General features: G+C 66.6%; 26 protein-coding genes, 2 tRNA genes and 1 pseudogene. 14 read left to right on the top strand and 15 right to left on the bottom strand.

The window, feature by feature from the left end; genetic code table 11:
* Positions 1-621: 621 nt before the first annotated feature.
* The 4 genes from HQ314_RS15550 to HQ314_RS21775 all read right to left on the bottom strand — a co-directional run bounded on the left by HQ314_RS15550 (position 622) and on the right by HQ314_RS21775 (position 4,011).
* Positions 622-1,566 (bottom strand): hypothetical protein, encoded by a 945-nt coding sequence (locus tag HQ314_RS15550; RefSeq protein WP_222650551.1) that lies wholly within the window; start codon positions 1,564-1,566, stop codon positions 622-624.
* A complete protein-coding gene (locus HQ314_RS15555; RefSeq protein WP_222650552.1) occupies positions 1,563-2,339 on the bottom strand; it encodes a hypothetical protein in 777 nt (258 codons plus the stop codon). Before HQ314_RS15555 ends, HQ314_RS15550 begins: the two co-directional genes overlap by 4 nt.
* Positions 2,340-2,461: 122 nt before the next feature.
* On the bottom strand, positions 2,462-2,845 hold the full coding sequence (locus tag HQ314_RS21875) for a Panacea domain-containing protein (RefSeq protein WP_374197847.1): 384 nt from the start codon (positions 2,843-2,845) through the stop codon (positions 2,462-2,464).
* 128 nt (positions 2,846-2,973) lie between these two features.
* Positions 2,974-4,011 carry a protein NO VEIN domain-containing protein gene (locus tag HQ314_RS21775; RefSeq protein ID WP_222650554.1) on the bottom strand — a complete coding sequence of 346 codons (1,038 nt, stop codon included), beginning with the start codon at positions 4,009-4,011 and terminating at the stop codon, positions 2,974-2,976.
* A 302-nt stretch (positions 4,012-4,313) separates the two neighbouring features.
* Between HQ314_RS21775 and HQ314_RS15570 the strand changes: the two genes are divergently transcribed.
* Positions 4,314-5,651, top strand: coding sequence for a hypothetical protein (locus HQ314_RS15570; RefSeq protein ID WP_222650555.1), 1,338 nt, complete (start codon positions 4,314-4,316; stop codon positions 5,649-5,651).
* Positions 5,652-5,923: 272 nt separating this feature from the next.
* Here the strand turns inward: HQ314_RS15570 and HQ314_RS15575 are convergent, their stop codons facing one another.
* Positions 5,924-7,093: a CdaR family transcriptional regulator gene (locus HQ314_RS15575; protein WP_261770345.1), complete on the bottom strand. Its 1,170-nt coding sequence runs from the start codon at positions 7,091-7,093 to the stop codon at positions 5,924-5,926.
* A 631-nt stretch (positions 7,094-7,724) separates the two neighbouring features.
* On the opposite strand from HQ314_RS15575, the gene HQ314_RS15580 reads away from it, so the two are divergent.
* Positions 7,725-8,741 (top strand): alpha/beta hydrolase family protein, encoded by a 1,017-nt coding sequence (locus HQ314_RS15580; protein WP_222650556.1) that lies wholly within the window; start codon positions 7,725-7,727, stop codon positions 8,739-8,741.
* A gap of 248 nt (positions 8,742-8,989) precedes the next feature.
* On the opposite strand, the gene hisC is transcribed toward HQ314_RS15580, so the two are convergent.
* On the bottom strand, positions 8,990-10,063 hold the full coding sequence (hisC, locus tag HQ314_RS15585) for a histidinol-phosphate transaminase (protein WP_222650557.1): 1,074 nt from the start codon (positions 10,061-10,063) through the stop codon (positions 8,990-8,992).
* A 92-nt stretch (positions 10,064-10,155) separates the two neighbouring features.
* Between hisC and HQ314_RS15590 the strand changes: the two genes are divergently transcribed.
* The 7 genes and pseudogenes from HQ314_RS15590 to HQ314_RS15620 all read left to right on the top strand — a co-directional run bounded on the left by HQ314_RS15590 (position 10,156) and on the right by HQ314_RS15620 (position 14,643).
* Positions 10,156-10,869, top strand: coding sequence for a dienelactone hydrolase family protein (locus tag HQ314_RS15590; RefSeq protein ID WP_027506573.1), 714 nt, complete (start codon positions 10,156-10,158; stop codon positions 10,867-10,869).
* 94 nt (positions 10,870-10,963) lie between these two features.
* Positions 10,964-11,053 (top strand) — tRNA-Ser (locus tag HQ314_RS15595).
* A gap of 43 nt (positions 11,054-11,096) precedes the next feature.
* Positions 11,097-11,172 (top strand) — tRNA-Arg (locus HQ314_RS15600).
* A gap of 139 nt (positions 11,173-11,311) precedes the next feature.
* Positions 11,312-12,081: pseudogene (locus tag HQ314_RS15605) on the top strand (crotonase/enoyl-CoA hydratase family protein).
* 61 nt (positions 12,082-12,142) lie between these two features.
* Positions 12,143-12,454: a DUF2834 domain-containing protein gene (locus HQ314_RS15610; RefSeq protein ID WP_222650811.1), complete on the top strand. Its 312-nt coding sequence runs from the start codon at positions 12,143-12,145 to the stop codon at positions 12,452-12,454.
* Between the two features lie 34 nt (positions 12,455-12,488).
* Positions 12,489-13,127: a TetR/AcrR family transcriptional regulator gene (locus HQ314_RS15615; protein WP_308119438.1), complete on the top strand. Its 639-nt coding sequence runs from the start codon at positions 12,489-12,491 to the stop codon at positions 13,125-13,127.
* 145 nt (positions 13,128-13,272) lie between these two features.
* Positions 13,273-14,643 (top strand): lipase family protein, encoded by a 1,371-nt coding sequence (locus HQ314_RS15620; protein ID WP_222650558.1) that lies wholly within the window; start codon positions 13,273-13,275, stop codon positions 14,641-14,643.
* 31 nt (positions 14,644-14,674) lie between these two features.
* Here the strand turns inward: HQ314_RS15620 and HQ314_RS15625 are convergent, their stop codons facing one another.
* From HQ314_RS15625 to HQ314_RS15635, 3 genes are all read right to left on the bottom strand, one after another.
* On the bottom strand, positions 14,675-15,307 hold the full coding sequence (locus tag HQ314_RS15625; RefSeq protein ID WP_222650559.1) for a dihydrofolate reductase family protein: 633 nt from the start codon (positions 15,305-15,307) through the stop codon (positions 14,675-14,677).
* Between the two features lie 79 nt (positions 15,308-15,386).
* The gene (locus HQ314_RS15630; RefSeq protein WP_222650560.1) at positions 15,387-16,241 is read right to left on the bottom strand and encodes an LLM class flavin-dependent oxidoreductase; all 855 of its coding nucleotides are present in this window, start codon (positions 16,239-16,241) and stop codon (positions 15,387-15,389) included.
* Complete coding sequence (locus HQ314_RS15635) at positions 16,238-17,194, bottom strand: YafY family protein (protein ID WP_222650561.1); 957 nt, start codon at positions 17,192-17,194, stop codon at positions 16,238-16,240. The genes HQ314_RS15630 and HQ314_RS15635 overlap by 4 nt, the downstream gene beginning before the upstream one ends.
* A gap of 110 nt (positions 17,195-17,304) precedes the next feature.
* Between HQ314_RS15635 and HQ314_RS15640 the strand changes: the two genes are divergently transcribed.
* Positions 17,305-17,715 carry a VOC family protein gene (locus HQ314_RS15640; RefSeq protein WP_222626241.1) on the top strand — a complete coding sequence of 137 codons (411 nt, stop codon included), beginning with the start codon at positions 17,305-17,307 and terminating at the stop codon, positions 17,713-17,715.
* Here the strand turns inward: HQ314_RS15640 and HQ314_RS15645 are convergent.
* Entirely contained in the window at positions 17,693-18,586 is an 894-nt protein-coding gene (locus HQ314_RS15645; RefSeq protein ID WP_308119439.1) for an amidohydrolase family protein, read from the bottom strand. The genes HQ314_RS15640 and HQ314_RS15645 overlap by 23 nt on opposite strands.
* Before the next feature lie 85 nt (positions 18,587-18,671).
* Here HQ314_RS15645 and HQ314_RS15650 point away from each other — a divergent pair, with 85 nt between their 5' ends.
* Positions 18,672-19,523: an SDR family oxidoreductase gene (locus tag HQ314_RS15650; protein ID WP_222626243.1), complete on the top strand. Its 852-nt coding sequence runs from the start codon at positions 18,672-18,674 to the stop codon at positions 19,521-19,523.
* On the opposite strand, the gene HQ314_RS15655 is transcribed toward HQ314_RS15650, so the two are convergent.
* Positions 19,520-20,131: a TetR/AcrR family transcriptional regulator gene (locus HQ314_RS15655; protein ID WP_222626244.1), complete on the bottom strand. Its 612-nt coding sequence runs from the start codon at positions 20,129-20,131 to the stop codon at positions 19,520-19,522. The two genes, HQ314_RS15650 and HQ314_RS15655, sit on opposite strands and share 4 nt — an antisense overlap.
* Before the next feature lie 44 nt (positions 20,132-20,175).
* On the opposite strand from HQ314_RS15655, the gene HQ314_RS15660 reads away from it, so the two are divergent.
* Genes HQ314_RS15660 through HQ314_RS15670 form a run of 3 tightly spaced genes read left to right on the top strand, consistent with a single transcriptional unit; the run spans position 20,176 to position 23,083 of the window.
* Positions 20,176-21,729, top strand: a complete 1,554-nt coding sequence (locus tag HQ314_RS15660; RefSeq protein WP_222650563.1) for an acetyl-CoA acetyltransferase — start codon at positions 20,176-20,178, stop codon at positions 21,727-21,729.
* Positions 21,726-22,523, top strand: coding sequence for an enoyl-CoA hydratase-related protein (locus HQ314_RS15665; RefSeq protein WP_222650564.1), 798 nt, complete (start codon positions 21,726-21,728; stop codon positions 22,521-22,523). Before HQ314_RS15660 ends, HQ314_RS15665 begins: the two co-directional genes overlap by 4 nt.
* The gene (locus HQ314_RS15670; RefSeq protein WP_222650565.1) at positions 22,508-23,083 is read left to right on the top strand and encodes a DUF6518 family protein; all 576 of its coding nucleotides are present in this window, start codon (positions 22,508-22,510) and stop codon (positions 23,081-23,083) included. The genes HQ314_RS15665 and HQ314_RS15670 overlap by 16 nt, the downstream gene beginning before the upstream one ends.
* Before the next feature lie 6 nt (positions 23,084-23,089).
* On the opposite strand, the gene HQ314_RS15675 is transcribed toward HQ314_RS15670, so the two are convergent.
* The 4 genes from HQ314_RS15675 to HQ314_RS15690 form a co-directional block, all read right to left on the bottom strand.
* A complete protein-coding gene (locus HQ314_RS15675; RefSeq protein WP_222650566.1) occupies positions 23,090-23,842 on the bottom strand; it encodes an NADPH-dependent F420 reductase in 753 nt (250 codons plus the stop codon).
* Between the two features lie 10 nt (positions 23,843-23,852).
* Complete coding sequence (gene modA, locus HQ314_RS15680; protein ID WP_222626248.1) at positions 23,853-24,611, bottom strand: molybdate ABC transporter substrate-binding protein; 759 nt, start codon at positions 24,609-24,611, stop codon at positions 23,853-23,855.
* Between the two features lie 66 nt (positions 24,612-24,677).
* Complete coding sequence (locus tag HQ314_RS15685; protein ID WP_051613550.1) at positions 24,678-25,217, bottom strand: thioesterase family protein; 540 nt, start codon at positions 25,215-25,217, stop codon at positions 24,678-24,680.
* 37 nt (positions 25,218-25,254) lie between these two features.
* Complete coding sequence (locus tag HQ314_RS15690) at positions 25,255-25,695, bottom strand: MarR family winged helix-turn-helix transcriptional regulator (protein ID WP_027506590.1); 441 nt, start codon at positions 25,693-25,695, stop codon at positions 25,255-25,257.
* Positions 25,696-25,713 lie beyond the last annotated feature (18 nt).

Genomic DNA, 25,713 nt, shown 5'->3' on the forward strand with positions numbered 1-25,713 from the left:
GTCGTCCAGGTGTCCATGTTTGCGCGGGTGGACGGCTGTGGTGGAGCAACTTAAGCCCCGCAAGCGGGTAAAATCTACTCAGCGAGGAACCGCGGCGCGGTGCGGTAACGCTTTATTTCGCCTGAGCTGGAGCGCACAGTGGTACGGACGTCCGGTCCGACATCTTCGGCTTACCGCAGGGCGTGACGCATAGCCCCTACCTCCTGGACGGAACAGCGACATCGAAGCATCGCGCCGGAGGAGGACCATCTTGCGGCGCGTGTGACGACTTCGGCGCTTCTGGGCGCTTGACCTGCAAGTTCAGTGTGGTGTTCAGTGCAAGGGCTCCTGCTCCACTTTGCATAAGTTCTAAAACGGCGCTACCATCGGGATGTCTGCCGAGCAAGCCCGCCTTTGGACGTGCGACGTGGATATGAAGTACGGCTCAGTCCGTGACTTCGCCCCCGAAGTCGCTGACGACTGATGGAGAGCTAGATCGAGCAGGGGAAAGCTCCAAACAACATACTTAATCCCCGAAAGCTACCTCCGGCCCATGGGCGATCACCGTCAGATCAACGACTTCTTGGGACGTAAGACTCGATCGTTTGGCTATGCCTCGCCTTTATTGGCGAGGCATTGCTGCTATCTGCGGCCTTTGCGACCCTTCCGCCGGTGCGAAGGCGTTCTAGGTTCCCTCTGAGTTGTGCCAACGAGGGTGCCGTCGTACACCTTCTTGCCTGCACCCGCGCTCGGACGGATGAAGGCGTTCGGATGAATGTTGACGTAGTTCATCACTCCCTCCCATCGTTCCCACCCGTTCGCTAGCGTCTTCCTGCCTGCCTTCAGCTGAACATCCCAGTGAAAACCGAGAGGTAAGGTCGTCCCGGCAACGTGGAGCAACTCCCGTGTGTGCATCGCCTTGGCAATGCCCCACTCTTTCCCCTGCTTATCGGTCCACGGACGCGTATGAACAGCTTTGAAGTCGCTGATCTCTGGGTCTCCTAGGCAACCGAAGCGGTCGAGCCCCGCGAAACAGACGGACGGCAGCAGCCGCGGCTCGTCTGCCCAAGAGCGCAGAACCGGGGGCTTTTGCCACCAGGTGAGACCGTTGTCGATCGCTTGCGCAGCCTCGGCGGCCTTCGTGACCAGCTGGAAGGATGCTTTCTGGCTTACGTAGTGCTCAAGTGGCTGGCTACCTTTTCGTGTTGGTCGCTCACTTGGGTCGTTCTGGACACGGACGCCTCCAGTCGCGAGGACGATTGTGCGACGCCGGTGCACGGTCCGGTACAGCCTTTTGACGTCGCAAGCCTTGAGAACCGTGATGCTATGTTCGCCCTGAGGGTTCTTGAGTTCACCGACGACCTCGGTCGCGGGACTAAGCCCTCGTTCGTCAATCTCAGCGCGCAGTGCCTGTACTGTCTTGAGCTGCGCCTGAGATGGGTCGGGCACCCTCACCAGCCAAATTGAGAGCGGCCAGTCGACGTCGCTCGGACTGTCACCATCTCGGTATCCCGCAGCCAGAGGCGGGTCCTTGTCAATGTCGTCCTCGGGCGCAGTGTCAGCTGGCAAGTTTGCCCGCGCCATCACCGCAGGTGCGCTCGCGAAACGGCGGACGCGGGTAACTGCAAGGCCTTGAGTTCGTCCTCAGTCATCGCTCGCACGACATCAAGCACCAACGCCAACAGGCTGCTCGCGTCTTTGCCCACAGAGGGAGGTTCCGTGACGACAAGTGTGCGGCTCGGCCTTCGACCTGAGAGGTTGGTGACGAATAGATCATCTGGGGGGTTCAGGTCAGGGGATTTTTCAAACCAAACCGTTAGGTGATCAACCACAAGCCGCTTGAGCTCGATGGCCCACTCTGCTCGCTTAGCCGGCAGGGCCTTGATCGATCCGCGAGCGTCAGTTATCCACCTTGCGGTTTCCTCGGGTGTGAGGAAAGTGTCGCCGAAACGCTTCCGTGCTTCGTTTAGTTCCTCTCGGGTTATCTGTGGAATCCGGATGCCATCCGCGGGTGGGGAATCCGACTCCGACCTGACTGCTTTTCCACCGAGCCACCAGTAACCGCCGGGCCTCGTATAGTCCAACGCGGCTCGCCAGAGGTCCTCTCGAACCTGCAAGTGTTCGAGCTCCGTATTTGAAGAGGGTCTGTGACGGGCCACGCGAGCGCTGCTTTCTGACGGTGCGCTTGCTGAAGGCGGCGTGACAAGTTTGACGGTAAAGGGCGCTCTTGTTCCCTCTAAGGTGACGAGATCATCGAGCGACCGAATCAACGAGTTGAATGAACCGAAGCCGTAGGTACTTTCGCTAAATTCTCGATCGGTCAACATCAGCAAGGTGTTCTTCAGTACGGCTGTGGTCATCGAGTCTCCCGACCGACCCTGGCTTGCTGCAAAGGCGAAAGCGCTCTTTATGAGCGCCGGCAACGGTTGCACGTCAGTAGTCGCGGCTACGTGCGGGTCCCTGGCGGGGAGCGGTTGGCCGGTCAAGGCGTAGTCCGCGGAATCGACCGGTAGTAGTCACGCATCAGAGAGGGTGAGATCTGGGCGTCGCTCCGTTCTCCCGCTTTGGATGTACCTCTCGCGAGTCTCCAGGGGTCTTCTCGATGTGTCTGGTCACTCAAGACGCGTGCGGAAAGTGGCCCGTAAGCTTCAACAACGGTCTTGACTACCGCAGATTCGCTGGCAGTCAGCTTGCGCGAGTCTCCGAGGGGCCAGTCTGCGACCTCGAACTGGCCCCGGTGATGACGATAGAGGGACACGGTAACCGGCCCATTTGCCCAGGCCTCGATATGATCGTCGAAGAGCGCTCGATTCGTCCAAGCGAGATGCCAAGCTTGCGAGTAGTAGACGAGCTTCTGCAGCTTCATTGTGCTCACAGGGCGGCCATGAAACTCAAGGACTGTAGCGGCTACATCATGCACTTTTGCCACGTTACGATCCCTCCTCTTCGTTCCGCGAAGCGTACATACCCTCCTATCAGGGAGCCGCAACCTCCCTAGCCAATCGGTCTAAGTAGTGGTGCAGGCACGGCATGGCGGAACCGAATCGGCTTGAGATCGGTATCGGCGGGTGCCCACCCATCGATAACCATGGCGGTCCCGGATGTGGTGACCACGTCGTCGCCGCTTCGGTGCCAGGTAATACCGCTGACCACGAAGAGGTCGGTGGGCTGGAAGGTTCGGGCATGATCCACCTCGCCATGTGTCAACTCGACACTGGCGGCAGGTCCCGTGGACCCTTTCACCTCGACGTGACGCTCGATGGGCAGGTCGCCAGTGCCCACAAGGAGGAGGTCGAAGGGCTTTGACGATCCAACGTCCTTATATAGATAGCCCAACGACGAATAGTGCTGGATAGCCTGAGTCACTGCTTGCATCTCGATAGCCCGCCGGACCTTGGGGTCCGAGATGTAGCCCGCTTCACGCGCCTGACGCCTGTCGGATCGCGTTGTCGCTGAAGTTTCTGTGTGCTCGTCGGTATCTGCGCCTGAACCATCGTCGTTTAGCTTTGCAGCAAGCAGCTCGGGCAAAGCATCGAATAGAGCCGCCGGAAACTTGGTGAGGTAGCCTCCCTGCTTCGGCCTTAGAGTCCCGTTCTCAAAAAAAGCGAACGGGAAGTAGACAAGTCCGGCGACACTTGCCTGCAATGCGGTATCCACCGCCTGAACGCTGCTCAGTCGACTGTTTAGATCATCGATCGTGACGGTCGTGTTGAACTGGGTGTAGTCACGGAGGAGCGCTTCGCGACCGGTGGTTGCACTGTTATCGTTATAGACGAGATTCTCGACGTCGTATGGAACCCCATCGACCTTCGACCACCCTGCGAATTGAGATGGGTGTCCGTCACGCTCGGTTGTCCAATGCAGGACCACGTCGCCGTCTTGAACGTGATTTACAAGCTCCCAATATGGGGCCGCTGCCCCATTCTTGTTCCTAAACGGCGCTCTGATGCCGTCGCCGAAATCGTGCCTCCGAATCGTCTCCATCCAGTAACGCTCGGCTGGTCTTGAGGTCCACCACTCGTTGATCGCCACTAGGCAACCATCGCACGCAGGTTTCGCGTCTGGAGCGCGCCACACTGGCAGCGCGTGCAATCTAAGACCATCGGCTGTCGCTCGCGTTCGGTAACTCGACTCAGGCCAGATGGTACAACAGTTCGCAGTCGGATCTACCGAACAGCCATGCTGCGCTCGGCAGCAACACCCTTACCATGCGTCCCACATCCGCAGCACACGTCTCGGTGCCGAGCCGTCCTGCTTGCCGTTGGATATGCTGGCCCGCATCATTCGCCTGTTCAGGGGGGTCCGCCGTGGCAAGGGATGAATCAATACTCTGCGTGTTCAAGGACTCGTTGGGTGACACCCCTGCCGGTCTACTCAAGCGGGACAACGCAAGGTTCGGTTCGAAAGAGATCGAGTCGGTTCGTGAGATTTATTCTCAGTGGCGAGCGGTCCCACAAGATTTTGCACCTGCGAATGACGAGCTGTGGCCGCTGATAAGCCACCACCAGGATGTCAGCAGTGGTGGCGCAGTCCTGCGGGGGTATGGCACCAAGAAGCATAAATTCGCCCCAACGCCGGTAGCGGCGAAAGACGAGCTCGCTGAATTAGTGATGCACTTGGTCGCGTGTACTGGGGTCGTATTCGCCGACCCCTTACGCCGCTTGTTCTACGACGACTTAGATAGACCGCAGGCGCGGGTCGAAATTGACGTCTTCACAGGGGTGGTCGAACACCTCGCCATGATCGAGGAGCCGATACGCCGGGGAGCGGTTCACGTGTCGAACGTGCATCCGACATTGGAGAGCTCCGATCGCCAAATCTGGCTTGAGCCGTTCGGACTCGGTCCCTCGCTATCTACGCTCCTGAAGCTTATCGAGGTCGGCTACGGGTTGCCGGAAATCTCGCGTGCACGTGCGCAGGCGTACGCCGACGATTGTGCGGCCCTCCTGAGAGTTTGCGGCATTAGACCGATGGATTTGCCGGCGGGTGTCAACAATCCTTTAGTTGCCATCGAGCTGTTTGGGCGGGCCCTCATGGAGGTGTCATGGCAACTGGCGAACGTCACAGAATCCACAGCGGACCTCTACCTGGCGAACGCGCTCGAACGTCGAATTTTTGAGGTGCTGGTCGAAGACTGCGGAGACCAGTACGAGGCCCTCCAGGTCGGCGGACGGCGTGAACCCGGCCGTCGTCATCTCAAGATGCTCGCTTCGACCGGGCTACCACTGTTCGAGCCAACCAGGCTGAGTATGACTGACGTTCTGGATGTCCGCTCCGACAGCACGTTCACGGGCTGGCGCAGTGAGCTGTCGAAGGCGATGGACACCTATCAAAACGCGTTGCTGGCCGGCGCAAGATCCCAAGACGCGTCGGCGCAGTTTGCCGAGCACATCCGAAGCGCTGGTCTATCGCTGGCACGCGATGCAAAGAAGTCTTCGTTCAAGACCGCCCTTGCAGCGGCGACCGTTCCAATGTCTGTTGGGCTCGCATCGTCCACCGCAATGGGGATCGCAAACAACTCGCAGACTATTGCGTTGGGCGCGGCAGTCGCAGGCGTCAGCACAGCAGCGGTAACTCTGGGCAGCTACCTGCGGGGCAGGCCATCAAGGGCGGACGCCGCTAGGGGTCGATTCATTGCAGCGTTCGACCTCGACGCCGCGAGAAGCACGTGATGCTGCATGCTCCAGTTAGACCGCCAGAACACATGCGGACACCAAGGTTTTGGTGGCTGCTCTTGTTGCCCACGTTTTGCCCACAATCAGTGGGCATCGAGTGGGATTGATAGAGAGCTGTCGTCACGTTAACTGCCTGCTCAGCCGGAGGTTGTTCCGCTGAGCAGGTGGTGCAAGAAGGGTTCAAATCCCTCCGCTTCCGCCAGTGCGATGTGATCGACGACGAACGCCCCCTCCGTCCGGAGGGGGCGTTCGTGTCGGTCGGTGCCGCGTTACTTCTGCTTCGCGGCGGCGAGTCCGCGGGCCACGATGGCGGCCTGCAGGTAGCGCAGTCCCGAGGGCACGCTGGGATCGATGCCGGTGAGCTGGCCGATGCGCTTGAGGCGGTAGTCGACGGTGTTGGCGTGCACGAACAGGTGCCGCGCGGTGCGCTGGCGGTTGAGTTCGTGACCGATGTACGACGTCAGCGTGTCGAGCAGCTCGGGCGCGTCGTCGAGGGGCTTCAGAGCGCGGAGCAGCTGCTCCCGGCCGCGGCCCGGACGGGTGAGCTGGTACTCGAGCACCAGGTCCTCGGTGCGGTACATCCCGGCCGGTCGGCCGAGTTGCCGTGTGAGCGAGAGCAGTTCGTAGACGTGCTCGGCAGCACCGGGGATGTCCTCGCGCTCGGCCGACGTCATCGTGGCGGTGATCGGGATCTCGCCGGCGCGGGAGAGTCGCTCGACGAGGGTGTCCACCCACTCGCGTTCGCGTGGTGCGGGCAGGAGCACGGTGCCGCCGTCGGTGCTGAGCAGGGCCAGCGGCGACTTGCCGCACATGGTCGCGAGTTCCGCCTGGATGCGGCGCAGCTTGCGCCGTGCGGACACGGTGCGATCGACGACGGGGTTCGCCTCGTCGGGATGCTGCGGGAAGTGCAGCGCGATGACGAGGTACTCGTCGGCGAGGTCGATGCCGCACTGCTGCGCGGTGGACAGGGCGTTCTGCCCGCCGCTGAGCAACGTGGTCACCAGAGTGTGCGTGGCGGTGTGGTGCTCGGACGCGACGGAGCGGTACTCCTCCACGTACGCCATGGACACCTCGGTGGTGACGGCCTCGAGGAGGCTCACCAGGACGAGCGAGTTGTCGGTGACGTTCTCGATGTTCTGCGCCTTGGCGTCACGGCTGACGAGAGTGAGACCGAAGCGGAATCCGTCGTGATAGGCGCGCAGGATCGAGCGCAGCGGCACCCCCTCGCGAGCCCAGCGAGCGGCCGCGTCGTGGACGTTGGCGAGGTCCTTGTCCGACGGCGTCTTGCCCGATTCGAGCATGCGGACGGCGAGACCCAGGCACTTGACGGTGACCTCGGTGACGTCGCCGTGCAGGAGCTCGCCGGGGAGCGTTCCGCAGGGGGTGTTGGCCTGGAAGTGATCGACCAGATGACGCGCCACCCCTCGCAGATCGCTCATCGCCAGAGAGTTTGTGCGGGTGCCGGCGATCAGGCCCGCTTCCATGTGTCCCGGAAGCGGCTTCGGAGCTGTCTTCGGTGTGGTCATCGATCCCCCCATGACTGTGTAGTTCATGTCAGTCGTGCATGTTCTCGGGGTACCGTAACAATCATTAACGGGTCCCGAGATTGTTTCGAGATACCTATTCGAGAGCCACGGTATGCGCTCAGGCCCACTGCGGTGTCTGTTCCCGTTGTCAGGCCAACCGCTGTGACCTGCGATGACACCCCTGCATGACGCCTGTTGAGGCAAAACAAGTCGCGTTTTCACCTAGTTCCATCTTGCTTTCACACAATTGACGGTGACCCACTTCATGAAATGTCACACACGTGGGTGATGCCTCGGAGTCCGGTTCGCGTGTCGTCCACCGTCTCGCGGTACGCTTTCGGCACGGTTCCCGGTCTCGGTGTCCTCGTCGCCGGTTCTTGTGACCGCAGACAGGACGTCGGGCAGTCCTTTGGACCTGAAGGTGGCGTACCTACCGGCAAGTAAGTTGGTACGCGTTCCCCCGGGCGCGCGGGACGTTCCGCGCGTCGTGTCTCTCTGTTCACCGGTGGCTCCACGCGAGCCACATCGGACGAAAGGTCTGTCGATGCGACGTCCCGCTCTGCTCGCCGCGGGGTGCCTCACCGCGCTGACGCTTCTCGGCTCCGCGCCGGTGGCGGGTGCGCAGCCGGGCGTTCCGACGCCGGCCGTGGACGCGTCGTCACCCACTCGCGTCGTCTCGGTGACCATGGCGACCGATCGCCGGGCCGTCATGTCGGTGTTCTCCTCGTCGATGAACCGCGAGATCCAGGTGCAGGTGTTGCTGCCCGCCGATCGATCGGTACCGCGTCCGTCGCTGTACATGCTGGACGGGGTCAGTGCGGGCGAGGAGTCCGGCTACACGGAGAGCACGTGGACGCAGAAGACGGACGCGGTCTCGTTCTTCTCGGACAAGGCCGCCAACATCGTCCTTCCCGTCGGGGGACGCGGTGCCTACTACGCCGACTGGGCCCAGCCCGATCCCGTGCTCGGAGTCAACAAGTGGGAGACGTTCCTGACGTCGGAACTGCCCCCGTTGATCGATGCCCGCTTCGACGGCAACGGCGTCAACGCGCTGATGGGTCTGTCGATGGGCGCACAGGGCGCGATGAACCTGCTGACCAAGCATCCCGATCTGTACACGGGCATCGCCGGATTCAGCGGTTGCTACGACAACCGCTCCAACGAGACGAAGAACGCGGTGCGTGCCACCGTCGGGTCCACCGGAGGCGACGCCACCAACATGTGGGGCACGAACGCGGATCCGCTGTGGGCCGAGAACGATCCGAGTACCCGCGTCGAGACGCTCCGCGGCAAGCAGGTGTACCTGTCGACGGGCAACGGATTCCCCGGACCGTACGAGGCGGGTGGCGGTTTCGGTGAGGAGATCATCGACGCGCTGACCGTGGGCGGCCCCCTCGAGGCCGCCGCGAACATCTGCACCACCGGCTTCGCCGACACGCTGCGCGCGGCGGGTGTCCCGGCGACCATCGTGTTCAAGCCGTACGGCACGCACTCCTGGCGCTACTGGCAGGACGAGATGCACAACTCGTGGCCCGTCGTGGCCGGGGCGCTCGGCCTGTAGCTATCAGGGGCGTACACCCTCTCCGTCGACCGCACACCCTCTCCCGCCGGCTGCGGAGGGTGTGCGCCTCACGCAAGGGGTGTGCACAGTCTCTGGTGCTCCGCCGTGAAGATCTTTCGGCGTGTGCCCGAGTGCTGCGCGTCGACCCGCCCGGTTGTCGGGGGCGTACACCCGCTCCGTCGACCGCACACCCTCTCCCGCCGGCTGCGGAGGGTGTGCGCCTCACGCACCGCGTGCGCACACGGGTCCTATCGCGAGGCCGTGGCCCCGGCGAACTGCTCGGCAGCCGACGCGGCGAACGCGAGGAACGCATCGTTCTCGTGTGGGTCGCCCACGGTCACGCGTACGCCGTCGTCCCCGTACGCCCGCACGATGACACCGGCCTCGGTGGACGCTGCGGAGAAGTCTCCCGACTCCGCCCCCAGCGGGATCCACACGAAGTTCGCGGACGACTCGGGCACCTGGAACCCCATGTCGCGCAACGAGTCACGGAGGCGCGACCGCTCGGCCGTCACGACTGCCGTACGTGCGAGGAGTTCGTCCGAGGCCGCGAGCGACGCGACGGCGCCACTCTGCGCGACACTGCTCACGCTGAACGCGGTGTGCACCTTCTTCATCGACGTGATGATCGACGGTGCTCCGACGGCGTACCCCACCCGCAGTCCGGCGAGGCCGTAGGCCTTCGAGAACGTCCGCAGCACCACCACGTTGGGCCGGGTTCGTCCGATCTCCACGCCGTCGATCGCGCGGTCGGTGTACTCGAAGTAGGCCTCGTCCAGCACCACGACGATGTGGTCGGGGATCGCGTCGAGGAACCGTTCGAGGTCGGCGGGGTCCACCACGGTGCCCGTCGGGTTGTTCGGGTTGCACACGAACATGAGACGGGTCTTGTCCGTCACCGCTGCGGCCATCGCGTCGAGGTCGTGCACGTCGTCGTGAGTGAGCGGCACACGCACGGCGGTGGCGCCGGCGACGAGCGTGACGATGGGGTAGGCCTCGAACGAGCGCCAGCCGAAGACGACCTCGTCCCCGGCGTTGCAGGTGACCTGGACCAGCTCCTGGCACAGCGCGACCGATCCGCAGCCGACGGCGACGGTGGTGGCCGGGACGTCGAGGAAGTCCGCGAGCGCCTCGACCAGGACTGTCGACTGGTTGTCGGGATAGCGGTTCACTCCGGCCGCCGCCTCGGCGATGGCCTCGCGAACGCTGGGCAGCGGGCCGGCCGTGGTCTCGTTGCTGGCGAGTTTGATCGCGCCCGGGAACGAGCGACCGGGCAGGTAACCGGGGATGGCATCGAGGTCGGGGCGCGTGCGTGGGGTCACGATCACCGATTATGCGCGGCGGTCGGACACAGTGTGGTCGCGGCTCTCGCTCGACCCTCGCTTTCGCCATTGTGTGCCATTACCGTGGAGCCATGTCGGGTCTCATCGAGGACACTGCGCCCATCCGCCCCCGCGACGAGGGTGCGGACACCGCCACGCTCGATCGCGTGCCGCTCACCGCGTTCGAGCCGGACAGCAGGGCTCGCGGCGGCATCGTGGTGTTGCACGAGGCGCGCGAGCTCCCGCAGGCCCTGCTCGAGTTCATGCGGTCCCTCGCCGCCGACGGCTGGTTGGTCGCGGCGCCGCACCTGTTCCACCGGGCGGCGGGCGACGACGAGGTGTTCGGCACGCCGTTGTTCGAGGACTTCGACGCCACCGTCGACTGGCTGCAGAGCCGAGGCGTCCCGACCGACTGCATCGGCGTCATCGGATTCGACGACGCCGGAACCGCAGCCGCCCTGGTGGCCACCGATCGAGCCATCGGTGCGGCGGTGAGTGTCGCGGCTCCCGGCATCGTCGAGGCGCTGACCACGGATGCGCTCGCTCTCGTCGACGCGGCGGCATCCCTCAAGGCGCCCTGGCTCGGTCTCTACGGACGCGACGACGTCCGCACTCCCGTGGAGCACGTGGAGCAGTTGCAGGAGGCCGTGTCGAAGGCGTCCGTCGCCACGCTCGTCGTCAGTTACGCCGGTGTCGAGCATCGTGCGGACGAGGAATCCGCCGTGTCGGAGGAGTCGGCCGGCGAGGAGGCGATCGTCGACGCCCAACGTCGCATCTTCGACTGGTTCGACAGTCATCTCCGATAAGACCGCCCCACCAGCCGTTTTGCGTCTACTCCGGCGCGTGTGTAATCTTCCTTCTCGGCGGTTCGCAAGGACCGGTGCCCTCGAAAGAGGTCCAGGAGGCGTGCCAGAGCGGCCGAATGGGAGTCACTGCTAATGACTTGACCCTTCACCGGGTCCGGAGGTTCAAATCCTCTCGCCTCCGCCACTTTCGACTTCGGTCGGAGGACAACTGAACAGCACCACAGCATGCGCCCGTAGCTCAACGGATAGAGCACCTGACTACGGATCAGGAGGTTAGGGGTTCGAATCCCTTCGGGCGCACCACAGAGAGCCGGTACCAGGATCATCCTGGTGCCGGCTTTCTGCATGTACGGGTCCGGCACCTCTGTGTACTATGCGATGGAACATATAACCGGGTTCCGGCCCGCCACAGGGGGAGTGTGTCGTGACCGAGTTTCAGACCATCACTGTCGAACCGCGTGGGCACGTCCTGCACATCGGGCTGAACAGGCCGTCGAAGCGGAACTCCTTCACCACCGACATGATCCGCGAGCTGTCGACGGCCTACGGAATGGTGGAGGAGGACGACGACCTCCGTGCCGGCGTGCTGTTCGCCCACGGTGAGCACTTCACCGCCGGTCTCGATCTCGTGGACGTCGCCCAGCACCTGACGGGCGATCGCCTGCCGTTCGCCGAGGGTGGGCGAGATCCGTGGCGCCTCGACGGGACGTGGACCACTCCGGTGGTGACGGCGGTGCACGGCTGGTGCATGACGCTCGGCATCGAATTGCTGCTGGCGTCCGACATCCGGGTCGCCGCAGCCGGAACTCGTTTCTCCCAGATGGAAGTTCAGCGCGGTATCTATCCCTTCGGCGGGGCGACCCTGCGCTTCCCTCGCGAGACCGGCTGGGGGAACGCGATGCGGTGGATGCTCACCGGCGACGAGTTCGACGCCGAGGAGGCTCATCGCATCGGGCTCGTGCAGGAGGTCTGCGCGGATCCCGCGGCGACGATCGAGCGCGCGATCGAGCTCGCTCACCGCATCGCGGAGACCGCTGCGCCACTCGGTGTGCGGGCCACGCTCGAGTCCGCGCATCGCAGCCTGATCGAGGGGGACGCGGCCGCGGCTGCGCAGCTGCTCCCCGAATCCGGGCACTGTTCTCGACGTCCGATGCGGCCGAGGGGATGCTGTCGTTCGTCGAGAGACGGCAGGCCACCTTCACCGGCAGGTGATACTCATCAGATCCACACCACGAACGGAGCATCGGTGACGACGTCGGACGAACGCAGACTCATGGCCCTCGCGGCAGTGGCGGGTGTCGCGCAGAACGCGATCGCCCTGCCCTACGTCCGGAAGCACGGGACACGATCCGCCGCCGACTTCTTCGTCGGGAAGATCTGGTCCACCGTGCCCGGACGGTTCGCGATGGTGGATCTGATCCTGGTGGTGATCGCCTTCCACGTCTGGGCGTTGCCGGAGGCGCGGCGACTCGGCATCGTCCGGTGGTGGCTGGTCACGGTGCTCCTCACCTTCGGCGTGGGCATCGGCTCCGCCATCCCGTTCTTCCTCGCCGTGCGCGCGCGGACGGTCCGTGTCGCGGGCTGACGATCGACGAGAGCCTCTTGGATAGGGTTCTCGCGTGGCAGAGGACGTGGATCGCGTCTACGGCGGACGGTCGATGACGGATCGACGTGCCGACCGGCGACGACGGTTCCTGCAGGCCGGCATCGAGGTGATCGGCGACAAGGGGTACGCCGCGACGTCCGTCGCCGACATCTGCTCGGCCGCGGGTCTGGCACGCAGCCAGTTCTACAGCGAGTTCGCCAATCGCGAGACGCTGCTCGTCGCCGTGTACGACCTCGTGCAGGACGATGCCCTCGCCGCGGTCGTCGCCGCGCTCGCCGACGCGACGGACCGCACCCGACGAGCGCTCGTCGTCGCCGCGATGACCGCGCTGATCGACTCGTTGGGACGGGACCCACGTCGGGCACGCATCTCGTACCTCGAGATGGTCGGGGTGAGTGACGACGTCGAGCAGCACCGCAGCAGGCGCCGCGCGACCTGGGCCGAGTTCATCGAGGCGACGCTCCGTGCCGAGATCGGCGCCGACTTCGTCCCGCCGGGCGGTCACCGGCTCGCTGCCACCGCCTTCCTCGGGGCGCTCACCGAGTTGGTGTCGGACTGGTCGCGCACCCCGCCGCCCCGGCCACGCGTGGACGGGATCGTCCAGACGATGATCGCCGTCCTCGGCGCGTTCGTTCCTGACCTCGATCGATAGCGGGGATTGTTATCCAGCCCACAACGCTCTACAGTCCTGATCACAATCATGGACACGCGTGTCCAACATGTTGGATGTGCTGAACACTGTTGCCGGGCGCACATGCGACTGCTGTCGAGGCTCGGCGCGAGAAAGAGTGAGATCGATGTCCGCTCGTCGGTTCCGTCCTTCGTACGCACTTGCGGTGGTGGTGGCCGCCGTGGCGGTGTCCGCGACGGTGGTCACGCCCGTGTCCGCGGCGCCCACCTTCCCTGCGATCCCTGAGTTCGACACCGACTTCTACCTGCCGCCCGACGCCGTGGTCGCCGCCGCCGCACCGGGAGAGATCATCGCCGCGCGTCCCGTGGACCTGGCCACGCTGAATCTGATCCCGACGCAGGTCGACGCCTGGCAGTTGTCGTACCGGTCGAACAACGGCCGGGGCGAGCCGATCCCGGCGGTGACCACCGTCATCACCCCGCGCGGCGCCGCCTCGGCTCCGCGTCCGCTGCTCTCGGTGCAGATGGCCGAGGACTCACTGGCCGCGTACTGCGCGCCGTCGTACGTCATGCGCCAGGGTGCGATCCCGTGGCCTCTGACGGGTGCCGTGACGTCCGGCGTGCAGTTCCTCGAAGTGCAGGCAGCGCTGGCCCAGGGCTGGGCGGTGTCGGTTCCGGACCATCAGGGGCCGAACAACGCGTTCGCCGCCGGGCCGGTCGCCGGACGCATCACGCTCGACGGCATCCGGGCGGCGGAGAGTTTCGCTCCGATGGGACTGTCCGGGGTGGACACGAAGGTCGGGATGAGCGGCTACTCGGGCGGAGCGATCGCCACCGGACACGCCGCCGAACTCGCCGGGACCTACGCCCCGGAGCTGAGCATCGTCGGCGCCACGGAGGGCGGCACCCCCGCCGAGCTCGCCGCCCTGGTGAACAACGCGAACAACGCGCTCGGATCCGGCATCGTTGCGGCCGGCATCATCGGCGCCAGCCGTGAGGACCCCGACTTGGCGCGATTCGTGGACGAACACATCGATCCCGCGGGTCGGGCCCTCTTCGCGGCCAAGGACAACCTGTGCGTGGGGTACACCTCTGCCCTGCTGCCGTTCCTGAACCTGAAGGGTTTCCTGCGGACCGAGGGGGATCCGTTGGAGCAGCCGGTGGTGAAGAAGTCCCTGGACGCGCTGAACCTCGGTGGCACGACGCCGACCATGCCGGTCTACGTCTACCACTCGAACCCGGACTGGTTGGTTCCCGTCGGGCCGGTGAACGGGATGGTCGACGCGTACTGCAGTCGGCCCGGAGCGAACGTCACCTACACCCGCGACCACTTCAGCGAACACCTGTCGCTGGAGGTGATCGCGTTCCCGAGTGCCGTTCTGTGGATGCGTGATCGGTTCGCCGGTGTACCTGTGGAGCCCGGTTGCCGTACCGCCGACGTCGGGTCCATGGCACTGGACGAGCGCACCTATCCCGTCTGGGTCGATGCTGTGGGCGAGATCGTCGCGGGTCTGTTCGGGAAGCCGATCGGGGGATGAGGCACCTCGTGTGACGCCCGCGACGGGCCGGTCAGAGTCCCCGGTCCGGAGCGCCCATGTCACCGGTCGTCGGCGTGCCGTCCGCCAGCGCGTACTGCAGGAACACGGTGCCACCGGGGCTCGCCTGCGGTGGGGCCACGAGGGCGAGGCTCGTCGGCAGAGCGCCGGTGTCGAACACCGTCTTTCCGACACCCAGCACGATGGGGTGCAGCCACAGGTCGAGGCGGTCGAACAACCGCTCCCGCAGCAGCGTCTGCACCAGGTCCAGACTGCCCACGACCTTGATGTCCTGATGCCGCTCTCGGATCTCGCGCACTGCGGTCGGTAGATCCGGGCCCAGTACCGAGGATCCGGCCCAGTCGAGCGTGCGCGGATCGCGCGAGGCGACGTACTTGGGAATCCCGTTGAAGAGACTCGCGATGCCGTCGTCCGGTCCGCCCTGCTGGTGCGGCCAGTACGACGCGAAGATGTCGTACGTCCGTCGCCCGAGCAGTAGCGCATCGGTGCCGCGGTAGGCCGCATCGATCTGCGCGCCGGTGATGTCGTCGATCAGCGGCGCCTGCCAGCCGCCGAACGGGAACCCGTCCGGGTCCTCGTCGGGTCCGCCGGGAGCTTGCCCGACGAGGTCGAGCGTCGCGAACATCTCGATGGTGATCGTTCCCATGGCGTCACTCCTCGGTCGTGTGTGACGAGATGGACCACCGAGCGGTTCGGAAGTCATCGCGGAGGGCTGTGGCGACCGGCTACCGGAGTGCTGCAGCCGTCTGACCGAGCACCTCGATCAACCCCTCGAGATCGGGCTCGTCGTCGGTGGGGTGGGCGACGACCGTCGTGATGCCGAGGTGCCCCAGGCGGGCGACCTCGTCCGCCACCTCCGCCGCGCCGCCCGTGACCGCGAGCCCGCTCGCATCGGATTTGCACCAGCGCGCGACCTCGTCGCGAATGCGGTTGTCCGCGCCGGCGCCCACCGCCACCAGTCGAGGCGCGATGACGCGGTGGTCGGCGGAGCGCCGCGCTGCGCTCACCTCGGCACACGAGGCGGCCAGCTCGTCGTCCGACATCGCGGCCGCGAACAAGGTGCCGTCCGAGTGGGATGCCGCGTAGCGCAGCGTCTTCGGACCGGTACCGCCGAGAAAGAACGGTTCGTCGGGCGCCGGCCACTGCAGCTGCACGGCATCGAGGGTGACGTACCGGCCGTCGACGGTGACCTCCTCCCCGCGCAGCAGCGCCTGTAGAGCGGTCGAGTACTCGTCCAGCAGCGTCATCGGAGACGCGACGCGGGCGCCGACCTGCCCCATCCAGTGCTGCACGCCGTGTCCGGCACCGGCGAGGAACCGGCCGGGGAACAGTCGATGCAGCGACGCGACCTCCATGGCGCACAGGGCGACGTTGCGCAGCGGCGCGGGCATGAGTCCCAGGCCGACCTGGATGCGCTCGGTGCTCGCCAGCACTGTGGCCGCGGTCGTCAGCCCACCGTGGCTGAAACAGTCCTCCCACAGCCAGAACTCGTGGAGTCCCGCCTTTTCCGCGGCGCGTGCGGCCGCGATGAGCCGGGCAGGGTCGTGGGCGGGGGTGAACACGATGCCGAGTCTCGTCACGAGTCAGTCGTAGCAGATCGAGCGCCCGCCGTGGGCGCGTCGGTTCGTTCGGGGCCGAGACGTGCCGCGACCGTGGCCATCGCCGTCACGAGACCGGGCGGGGCGACGTCCTCGAGGTCTGCGTCGAACCGTGCGAGGGACGCGGCCACGGCGACCCACGACCACGAGCCGACCGTCACGCGGCACCGCTCTGCGTCGACGTGTTCCACTACCTCGTCCGACTCGGTGAGGAACGGCCGCAGCGCCTCGGCCGGCAGGCGGACGACCGCCTCGCCGACGCAGGGCCAGGTACCCGTCTCCGATCCGCCCGGGACGGGCCGCGGTGTGAAGCGTCTGCCGGTCGGTGGGCGCAGCTCCATGCGATCGAGTCGGAAGATGCGCCAGTCGTCGCGCGCCAGATCCCATGCCACCAGGTACCACCGCGCCCGCGCGGTCACGACGCCGTATGGCTCGACGTGTCGCGACGAGGGTTCGGACGAGGGGGATGTGTATGCGAACCGCAGTGCCTCGGTGCCGACCGCACCGGCGACCGCCAGCAGTGTTCGGCTGTCGACCATAGGCGCGGACTCGGGCGGAGGCGTCGTCGCCACGCGGTCGAGTCTGTGGCGCAACCTGCTCGGGAGCACCTGACGCACGGTGGCGAGAGCTCGGGCGGCAGGCTCGGCCACGTCCACGCCGAGTGACGTGGCACCGCCGAGGGCGACGGCGAGTGCCACCGCCTGGTCGTCGTCGAAGAGCAGAGGCGGAAGGTCGGCGCCCGCGTCCAGGCGATAGCCCCCGTCGGGCCCCTTCGCGGACGACACCGCGTACCCCAGCTCGCGGAGCCGGTCGACGTCCCTCCGGACGGTGCGCGGACTCACCTCGAGTCGCCGAGCCAGTTCCTCGCCCGGCCAGTCCCGTCGGTGCTGCAGCAACGACAGCAGCGTGAGCATGCGGGACGAGGGTGCGGGCATGCCGCCGATACTGCCCGAAGTAGCGGACAGAAACTGGCCGCTTCGACCGACACAGTGGGTCCGCAGGCGGTGATCACCGCCCGCGAGAGACCACCCATGAGGAGAACCCCATGACCGTGACCAGCACCCTGCATCTGAACTTCGACGGCGACGCGCGCGCCGCGCTCGAGTACTACCACTCGGTGTTCGGCGGCGATCTCGTCGTGGTCCCGTACGGCGACACGAGCCCAGATCAGGCCGACCAGGTGGTGTGGGGCCAGGTCTCCTCGCCGGACGGCTTCCACGTGATGGCCTACGACGTGCAGCACGACCTCGTGCGGGACGCGGGCCGCAACGCCTTCTACTTCTCGTTGCGCAGCACCGACACCGACGCGATCACCGGCTACTGGACGGCGCTCGCCGCGGGGTCGACCGTCGAGGTGGAACTCGGTCCGTCGGTGTTCTCCCCGCTGTACGGCAAACTCACCGACCGCTTCGGTGTCGTCTGGATCATCGATGTCATGGTGCCGTACGGCGGCTGAACCGTGCCCAGTTGTCGTGCAGCACAGCGCGGGACCAGTCGTCACCGAGTCCGAGGCCGACCACGCTCTCGACCGCGTGCGCGTACGAGTAGGGGATGTTGGGGAAGTCGCTGCCGAACACGATCTTGTCCTGCAGGTCGCGCAGGCGCGGCAACGCCGATCGCGGGTAGGGCGCGAGCTGTTCGGTGAAATCGGTGAACACCATCGTGGTGTCGAGCCCGACGTTGTCGAACGTCTCGGCCAGGGTGAGGAAGTCCTCGTACTCGGGCATGCCCATGTGTGCGATCAGCAGGGTGAGTGTCGGAAAGCGGTGCAGTAGTGCGCGGATCGGGTCCGGTCCGGTGTGGCGACCGGGTTCGGGTCCCGATCCGCAGTGGATGACGACGGGTACGGCGGCGTCGTCGAGAACCGCCCACACGTCGTCCAGGTACGGATCGTGGACGTCGATGTCGCCCACCTGCACATGGCATTTCATCACTCCGACCCCGTCCTCGACGGCGGTGCGGACGTACCGAGCAGCGTCCGGTTCGGGATGAAAGGTGGCGGTGCGTACACAGTCGGGTGTCCGGTCCGCGAACTCCGCGGCCCACCCGTTCAACCACTCCGCCATGCCGGGCTTGTGCGGGTACAGCAGGGACGTGAACGTCCCTACCCGGTACCTGCGCAGCAGGTCGGTGCGTTCGTCCTCGTCCACGCGGTACTCGATCGGCCACGCGGTACCGAGGCGGTCGTCCACGGAGTCGAAGTAGTTCCACACCTTGGCCAGAACGCTGTGCGGCATGAAATGCGTGTGCACGTCCACCAGTGACTCGAGGCGGAGGTCGTCGAGCACTCGGTGGACCCGGCGGATGTCGTCGTCACGGTTCTGCACGGGATCGATCCTCGCATCGCCGGCGCGCCCGCGACGGCACTCCGGACCCTTGACTTTGCGGACACTGCGTGTCTGTAATAAGACGATGACGGGATCACTGCAGGGACGAGTCATCGCCATCACCGGTGGCGCACGGGGAATCGGCCTCGCGACGGCGCGCGCGCTGGTCGCCGCCGGCGCCAGGGTGGCGATCGGAGACGTGGACGCGGACGCCCTCGCCGCCGGGGCCGAGTCCGCGCGGGTGCACCTGCACGGAGCACTGGACGTCACGGACCCGGCGTCCTTCGACGCCTTCCTCGACCGCGTCGAGCGTGAGCTGGGCCCGGTCGACGTCCTGGTCAACAACGCCGGGATCATGCCGGTCGGGGCTCTGACGGACGAGCCGGACGCGGTGGCACGCCGAATCATGGACGTGAACGTGCACGGCGTCATCATCGGCACCAAGTCGGCGCTGCACCGCATGGTGCCGAGACGGCGCGGACACGTCGTCTCCATCGCCTCGATGGCGGGTGAGACGGTGGCGCCAGGCCTGGCCACCTACTGCGCCAGCAAGTCTGCGGTCATCGCGTTCACCGAGGCGGCGAGGGTGGAGTACCGATCCTCGGGCGTCGAGTTCTCCCTGGTCCTGCCGTGGTTCGTCAACACCGAACTCACGGCGGGAACGAGAGACGTGCCCTTCATGAAGAAGGCCGAACCCGAGGACATCGCGCAGGCGGTGGTCCGGCTCGTCGAGAAGCCGCGACCCAAGGTGCGCATCCCGGCCTCGGCCGGCGCGATCGTCGTCAGCCAGCGCTTCATGCCGCGCCGACTCGGTGAGTTCGTCAGTCGCCGTTTCGGATCCGAGCAGATCTTCCTCGGCGACGTGGACGCGGAACGGCGTCGCGCGTACGAGGACAGGGCGCGCGGGCAGTCGTCCGCTCCCGAGTCGACGCGCTAGCGGCGCACGCTCGCCAGCACCGCGTCGACCAGTCCGTCGATGTACGTGTCGTCCGCGGTGGCGGCGGACGGCGCCTCGGTCGCATCGTGTGCGAACAACACTCGGCTCAGAACGGCGCCCGTGAGCATCTCGAGCAGCAGTGTGGTCCGCACGTGTTCCGGTAACTCGCCGCGGGACACGGCGCGGCGGACGATGTCTCGGGTCGCGACGAATCTGCTCGTGCTGATGGTGGCGGTCAGCGCCTCGAGGAGATCGGGATACACGCGGGCGTCGAGGGCCACGCGTACGGCGATGAGCCCCGAGGAGTCTCGGTAGCCCCGCAGGAGTTGACGAGCCAGTTCCGTGAGATCGCCTGTCAGGGTGCCGGTGTCGATGGGGTCGACGAGGGGGAGCACGGTCTCCAGAGCCCCGGTGAGGAGTGCCTCCTTGGTGGGCCACCGACGGTAGATCGCCGCGCGGCCCACGCCACCGCTCTTGGCGACGGCATCGATGGTGAATCCCGCCCACCCGGTGCGCCAGTACACGTCCACGACGGCGTCGTACACCCGCGATTCCATGGCGGGGTCGCGTGGCCGCCCCCGTCGCGCCGTGCCGTCGGTCGACTCCATGCCATCAGATTACAGACAACTGGTGTCTGTAATAAGGTGATCCCATGTCACAGGAAGCAGACCGCATCCCGGTCGTCATGGGCGTGGGCGATGTCGTGTCCGGCAGCGCCGGCGCTGCGGCCGACCCCGTGGAGCCGATGGAGCTCGTGCTGCGCGCGGTCCGTGCTGCGCTCGACGACAGCGGAACGTCGGCGCTCGGCGCCGCGGTGGACGCGATCCACGCCGTGCGCACGACGAGCTGGAACTACGACGATCTCCCGGCTCTGATCGCAGCACGGCTGGGGGCGTCCGCGCCGACGCGGTCCACCAGCACCATCGGCGGTCACCACCCCGCGCGCCTGATGGACCGAGTGGGGCACGACATCGCCGCCGGTCGCAGCTCCGTGGCACTCGTCGTCGGCGGCGAGACGCAGGCATCCGTGCGAGCACTGACGAAAGCCGGAACGGATCCCGTCGAGCTCGGCTGGGCCGTCGCACCGGGCGGCCCGCCGACCTTCGCACCGGACGACCTCGGCAGCGCCGAGATGCAGCGAGCGGGCATCCTCGCCCCCGTCCAGATCTATCCGCTGTTCGACCGCGCTCGGGCCGACCGTCTCGGTCTGCGACCCAGCGAGTCACTGACGGCGTCGGCAGAGCTGTACTCGCGGTTCTCCGCTGTCGCGGCGCGACATCCGGTCGCGTGGAGTCCGGTCGAGCGGTCGCCCGACGACATCGCCGGCGTGGACGCGTCGAACCGCGCGGTGTCCGACTGCTATCCCCTCGCCATGAACGCCATGCCGTTCGTCGACCAGGCCGCCGCGGTGCTGGTGTGTTCGCTGGCGGCAGCGCGCGCGGCCGGGGTGGACGAGGACCGCATCGTGTACCTGTGGGGCGGCGCCGGTGCGTCCGATGCCCCGGACATCATGGCGCGCAGCACCTTCGATCATTCACCGGCGCTCCGAGCGGCGGTGCGCACCACCCTCGCCGCGGCGGGTGTCGCGGGTGCCGATCTCACCTTCGTCGATGCCTACAGCTGCTTTCCCGTCGTCCCTCTCCTGTTGATGGACGAGCTGGGACTGTCGTCGGATGCCACTCCCACGGTCCTGGGCGGCCACTCGTTCTTCGGTGGGCCGCTCAGCAGCTACTCGTTGCACGCGGTCGCGGAATCGACTCGGCTGCTGCGACAGTCCCGCGGCGGACGCGCTCCGGCGATCGCGATGGTGCATGCGAACGGCGGCTACCTCACCCACCAGCACACCGTCCTGTTGTCGACCGATCCGCACGAGGCCGGATACGTCGGGAACCCCGATGCGGTGACCGTGTCGGCGACAGCGGTACCCGTGACGCACGGCCACAGCGGTCGCGCGACCCTCGAGACGGCGACTGTCATGTTCGGGCGCGGCGGGGAACCGGTACAGGCGCTCGTCATCGCCCGCACACCCGAGGGTGACCGCATCGCCGGTCGTACCGGGGCGGACGCCGCGGCGGCGCTTCATCGAGTGGTCACCGACCGCGACGTCTCACCGGTCGGCCTCACGATCGACGTGGTGGACGAGGGCGGGAACCTGGACATCACCCTCGACTCGATCACGGCGAACGGCAGGGGAGTACGGGCATGAGCGATCAGGACGTGGTTCTCACGGAACGGCGCGGACACGTGCTGCTGGTGACGTTGAACCGCCCCGCCGCGGCCAACAGCGTGAACGCAGAGGTGCACACCCTGCTGGGCGAGGCGTGGGAACTGGCGGACGGCGACGAGTCGATCCGTGCCGTCGTCCTCACGGCGGCGGGCTCCGGCACCTTCTGCGGCGGAGCCGATCTGAAGGCACTCGGCACGCGGGGTCCCGACGGCGTGACCCCTCCGGAGACGGCACACTGGGGCTTCGCCGGCGTCACCAGGCACCCGATCTCCACGCCGATCGTCGTCGCGGTCACCGGGAACGCACTCGGCGGTGGGACCGAGATCGCACTGTCCGGTGATGTCGTGATCGCCTCCACCACTGCACGATTCGGGCTTCCCGAGGTGCATCGCGGGCTGATCGCGGGAGCGGGCGGACTCTTCCGGCTGGTCGACGCGATCCCGCGAGCGATCGCGATGGAACTGATCCTCACCGGTGAGCCCATGAGTGCGGACGACGCGGCGCGGTGGGGACTCGTCAATCGTGTGGTGGAACCGGACGCCGTTCTCGACACGGCGCTTCGGTTGGCGGAGACCATCGCGGCGGGAGCGCCTCTCGCGATCCGCGCCAGCAAGGTCATCGCCCGGGGCATCGTCGACGGGCGCATCCCGTCCGAAGCGGCCGCATGGGAGGAGACCGACCGCGCGCTCGCGCAGTTGTCCACGTCCTCCGACACGGTCGAGGGGATCATGGCGTTCATGGAGAAGCGCGAACCCCGGTGGACGGGGCGCTGATCGGCGCACGACGTCTCGTCGCGGCGGCCGCGCTCGGGTCCGCTGCGGGTGTGGCCCTCGTGGTTTTGTTCACCATCGTGCCGCCGCCGTGGGATGCGCTCGTGAACACGAGTGCGCTGTGGGGCTTGGTGCCGTTCGCGGTGGCGGCCCGGTCCCCGCACGGACGCGGTGTGGCAGTCGGAGTCGCGTCGATGCTCGCGCTCGTCCTGGTGTGGATCCTGCTGTCGCCGAACGTGATCCCTGCGCGGGAAGTGCTGGTCTTCGTCCTCGTCGGACTCGGTGCGGGGGCGGTGTGCGGCGCAGCCGGTGCTGCTGTCGGGCGTGACCGCCGTGTGAGCGGGACGGTGGTCGTGGCGGGGATCGTGCTCGGTGAGGCCGTGTACGGGACCGTCGTGGTCGGCGGTCCGCACTGGTTCGTGGAAGCCGCGCTGGCGGGCATCCTCGTGCCGGCGTGTTGCCGCACCGCGGCGACACGAGTCCGTGCGGGACTCGGTGCCGCCGCGGTGGCGGGTGCGCTGTTCGGCGCCTACTGGGCCTACGACGCGGTGCTCACCACCTGAGGGGTGTCAGGCCTTCCACTCCGCGGTGCGTTCCGGGGTCGCCTGCGCCAGCGCATCGACCGTCGCGTCGACTCCGAAGTCCTTGCCGTACACGGGTGTACCCGGCTGCTGGCGCCAGGAGTCGGCCAACGATCCGGCGTCGACGACGTCGAAGCCGATCTCGTCGATGACGGCGGACACGATCTTCTTGGCGTCGGCATCGTCGCCGGCGATCGGCAGCGCGATGCGGCCCTCGGTGCCGGCCGGGACGCCCTTGTTCAGGAGGTGCTTCCACCAGATTCCGTTGAATGCCTTCACGACCGGCTCGCCCAGCAGTTCCGAGACCCACACGCTCTCCGGTGTGCCGTCCTCGATCGCGTCGATCTTGCCGTCCCGCTGCTGCGGGTAGTAGTTGTTCGTCTCGATCACCGGAGCACCGGGCTTGCGGGCCGAGAGGATGCCGGACGCGAGGTCCGGCGTGTTCTTCTGCGGGATGCTGACGATGACGAGATCCGCGTCGGTCGCGGCGTCCTTCGCCCAGACCGCGGTGGCGCCGGTCTCGGACGCCAGATCCGCGAGGGTCTCCGGATCCCGAGAGTTGGCGACGGCAACCTCGTGGCCCACGGCGCGCAGCCGTCGGGTCAGGGTTCCGCCGATGTCGCCTGCTCCGATGATGCCGATCTTCACGTGCTTCTCCTTCGGTCGTGCAACGAACGTCTCGTTCGGCCAACCCCGTCCGCGTGGGAATGATTCCCTCGTGGCGGCGGATCCTCGGCGCACCGGCGGTCTCTCAGGGCGCGCCGAACCCGGCGTCGGCCAGCACCTTCCGTCCGTCGGGACCGGAGACGAAGTCGACGAAGGCGCTCGCGATGTCCGGTGCGCCGGAGTCGGCCAGTGCGGCGATGGGATAGGAGTTCACCGCGCCCGACGCCTCCGGGAACGGCACGGTGACGACGGCGTCACCGGCGCCGGCCGCGTCGGTGACGTAGACCAGGCCGGCATCGGCCTGACCGGACGTGACCTTGCCCAGAACGTCCGTCACGGACGATTCCTCGCTGGCAGGGGTGAGGCTCACCCCGGCGGCCGTCTCGATCTTCTCGGTGGCGGCACCGCACGGAACCTGCGGCGCGCACACGACGACCGTGGCCCCGGACGTCGCCAGGTCCGAGAACGAGCCGATCCCGGCGGGGTTGCCCGGCGGAGTGACGATCGTCAGAGTGTTGGTCGCGAACGTGACCGGGTCACCGTCGATCAACTCGGCGTCCCGTGCCTTGTCCATGGTGATCGTGTCCGCCGAGGCCAGAACGTCCCCGGGCGCACCCTGCGACAACTGGGACACCAGATCGGACGACCCCGCGAACGTGAACGTCACGGTGGTACCCGGGCGGGTCTGCTCGAACTGCTCACCCAGCTCGGTGAACGACGCCTTCAGCGACGCGGCAGCGAACACGGTGATGCCGTCTTCGGCCGGTCCGGGCGAGGAGCACCCCGTGAGCGACAGTGCCACCACCGCCGCGCACCCCAGCACTGCGATCCTCGTCGTGACCATGTCGGCTCCTTTCGCCGCAGATGCGGTTCGAAGGAGACCATATAGGAGCATGCGCGCCCGGAGGGGTCAGACGTCCTCGAATGCGGCGACCACGAGATGCTGAGTGCGTCGGCCGAGCGGAATCTCTGCGTCCGGGCGGCGAAGTGGGGCTGCATCGCCGTCGAACAGGGCGACGATGTCGTCGGTCGGTACCGAGGATCCGCTGTCGTCGAGGAACCTGAGGGCGACGATCGCGGTCGCGTGGACACGTCCGTCGACGTCGAAGATCTGTTCGAGATAGGCGTTCTTCGCGTCGACACCGAGGAAGCGGGTGGACACCGAGAACTTCGTCCACAGGGTGAGGGAGCGGACGTACGTGATGGTCTGTGACGCGACGACGGGATGCCACCCGCGTCCACGCAGGGCTCGCCACAGGCCACCGCGCACGAACATGTCGACTCGGCCCGCGTCGAGGACGGACAGGTATCGACCGTTGTTCATGTGCATCAGCACGTCCAGATCGGACGGTGCGACGCGGAACCACGTACGGGTCGGGTCGACCCGTACCGGCCCGCGTCCCGTGCGCCACGGCGCCATCTGTCGGAGCAGGCGGAGCGACATCAGCATGGCGTCACTATGACGGTTCGGTCGCCCCGCGGAGTCGTCAGGGTTCGGTCGGCATGGACGTGAGGTGCGCGAGGAGCGGCGCGGCACGGGTGAGCAGAGCCGCATCCTCCGCTGACATGGCCGCGAGTCGGCGTCCGACGGCGTCGATCCACACGTCGTCGATCATCTCACCGTGTCGACGTGCCGTGGCGGTGGAATGCAGCCGACTCGACCGTCTGTCACCGGGATCGGTGTCCCGCGCGAGCAGCCCCTTGTCGATCAGACGTCGCACCGTCGTGCTGACGTTGCTGCTATGCAGGCCCAGCATGCGGGCGACGTCCGAGACGGTGGTCCCTTCGTGGCTGACCACCACACGCAGAACCTCGAGTTCGGAATGGGGGAGGGCGGGCAGTCCGGACTGTCGTTCGCCGAATCGGCGCAGCGACCACACGAGAGCCCGCACCTCGCGGGCGATGTCGATCACATCGGACTCGCTCACTGGACTTCCAGACGCCAT

Source organism: Rhodococcus sp. BP-332 (genome assembly GCF_019836065.1).
Classification (GTDB): Bacteria; Actinomycetota; Actinomycetes; order Mycobacteriales; family Mycobacteriaceae; genus Rhodococcoides.

Coding starts and splice junctions, on each gene's coding strand:
- HQ314_RS15555 (WP_222650552.1), bottom strand. CDS start 2,339: ATGACCACAGCCGTACTGAAGAACACCTTGCTGATGTTGACCGATCGA.
- HQ314_RS21875 (WP_374197847.1), bottom strand. CDS start 2,845: ATGAAGCTGCAGAAGCTCGTCTACTACTCGCAAGCTTGGCATCTCGCT.
- HQ314_RS15575 (WP_261770345.1), bottom strand. CDS start 7,093: ATGAGCGATCTGCGAGGGGTGGCGCGTCATCTGGTCGATCACTTCCAG.
- HQ314_RS15580 (WP_222650556.1), top strand. CDS start 7,725: ATGCGACGTCCCGCTCTGCTCGCCGCGGGGTGCCTCACCGCGCTGACG.
- HQ314_RS15590 (WP_027506573.1), top strand. CDS start 10,156: ATGTCGGGTCTCATCGAGGACACTGCGCCCATCCGCCCCCGCGACGAG.
- HQ314_RS15610 (WP_222650811.1), top strand. CDS start 12,143: ATGGCCCTCGCGGCAGTGGCGGGTGTCGCGCAGAACGCGATCGCCCTG.
- HQ314_RS15620 (WP_222650558.1), top strand. CDS start 13,273: ATGTCCGCTCGTCGGTTCCGTCCTTCGTACGCACTTGCGGTGGTGGTG.
- HQ314_RS15625 (WP_222650559.1), bottom strand. CDS start 15,307: ATGGGAACGATCACCATCGAGATGTTCGCGACGCTCGACCTCGTCGGG.
- HQ314_RS15635 (WP_222650561.1), bottom strand. CDS start 17,194: ATGCCCGCACCCTCGTCCCGCATGCTCACGCTGCTGTCGTTGCTGCAG.
- HQ314_RS15640 (WP_222626241.1), top strand. CDS start 17,305: ATGACCGTGACCAGCACCCTGCATCTGAACTTCGACGGCGACGCGCGC.
- HQ314_RS15650 (WP_222626243.1), top strand. CDS start 18,672: ATGACGGGATCACTGCAGGGACGAGTCATCGCCATCACCGGTGGCGCA.
- HQ314_RS15655 (WP_222626244.1), bottom strand. CDS start 20,131: ATGGAGTCGACCGACGGCACGGCGCGACGGGGGCGGCCACGCGACCCC.
- HQ314_RS15660 (WP_222650563.1), top strand. CDS start 20,176: ATGTCACAGGAAGCAGACCGCATCCCGGTCGTCATGGGCGTGGGCGAT.
- HQ314_RS15665 (WP_222650564.1), top strand. CDS start 21,726: ATGAGCGATCAGGACGTGGTTCTCACGGAACGGCGCGGACACGTGCTG.
- modA (WP_222626248.1), bottom strand. CDS start 24,611: ATGGTCACGACGAGGATCGCAGTGCTGGGGTGCGCGGCGGTGGTGGCA.
- HQ314_RS15685 (WP_051613550.1), bottom strand. CDS start 25,217: ATGCTGATGTCGCTCCGCCTGCTCCGACAGATGGCGCCGTGGCGCACG.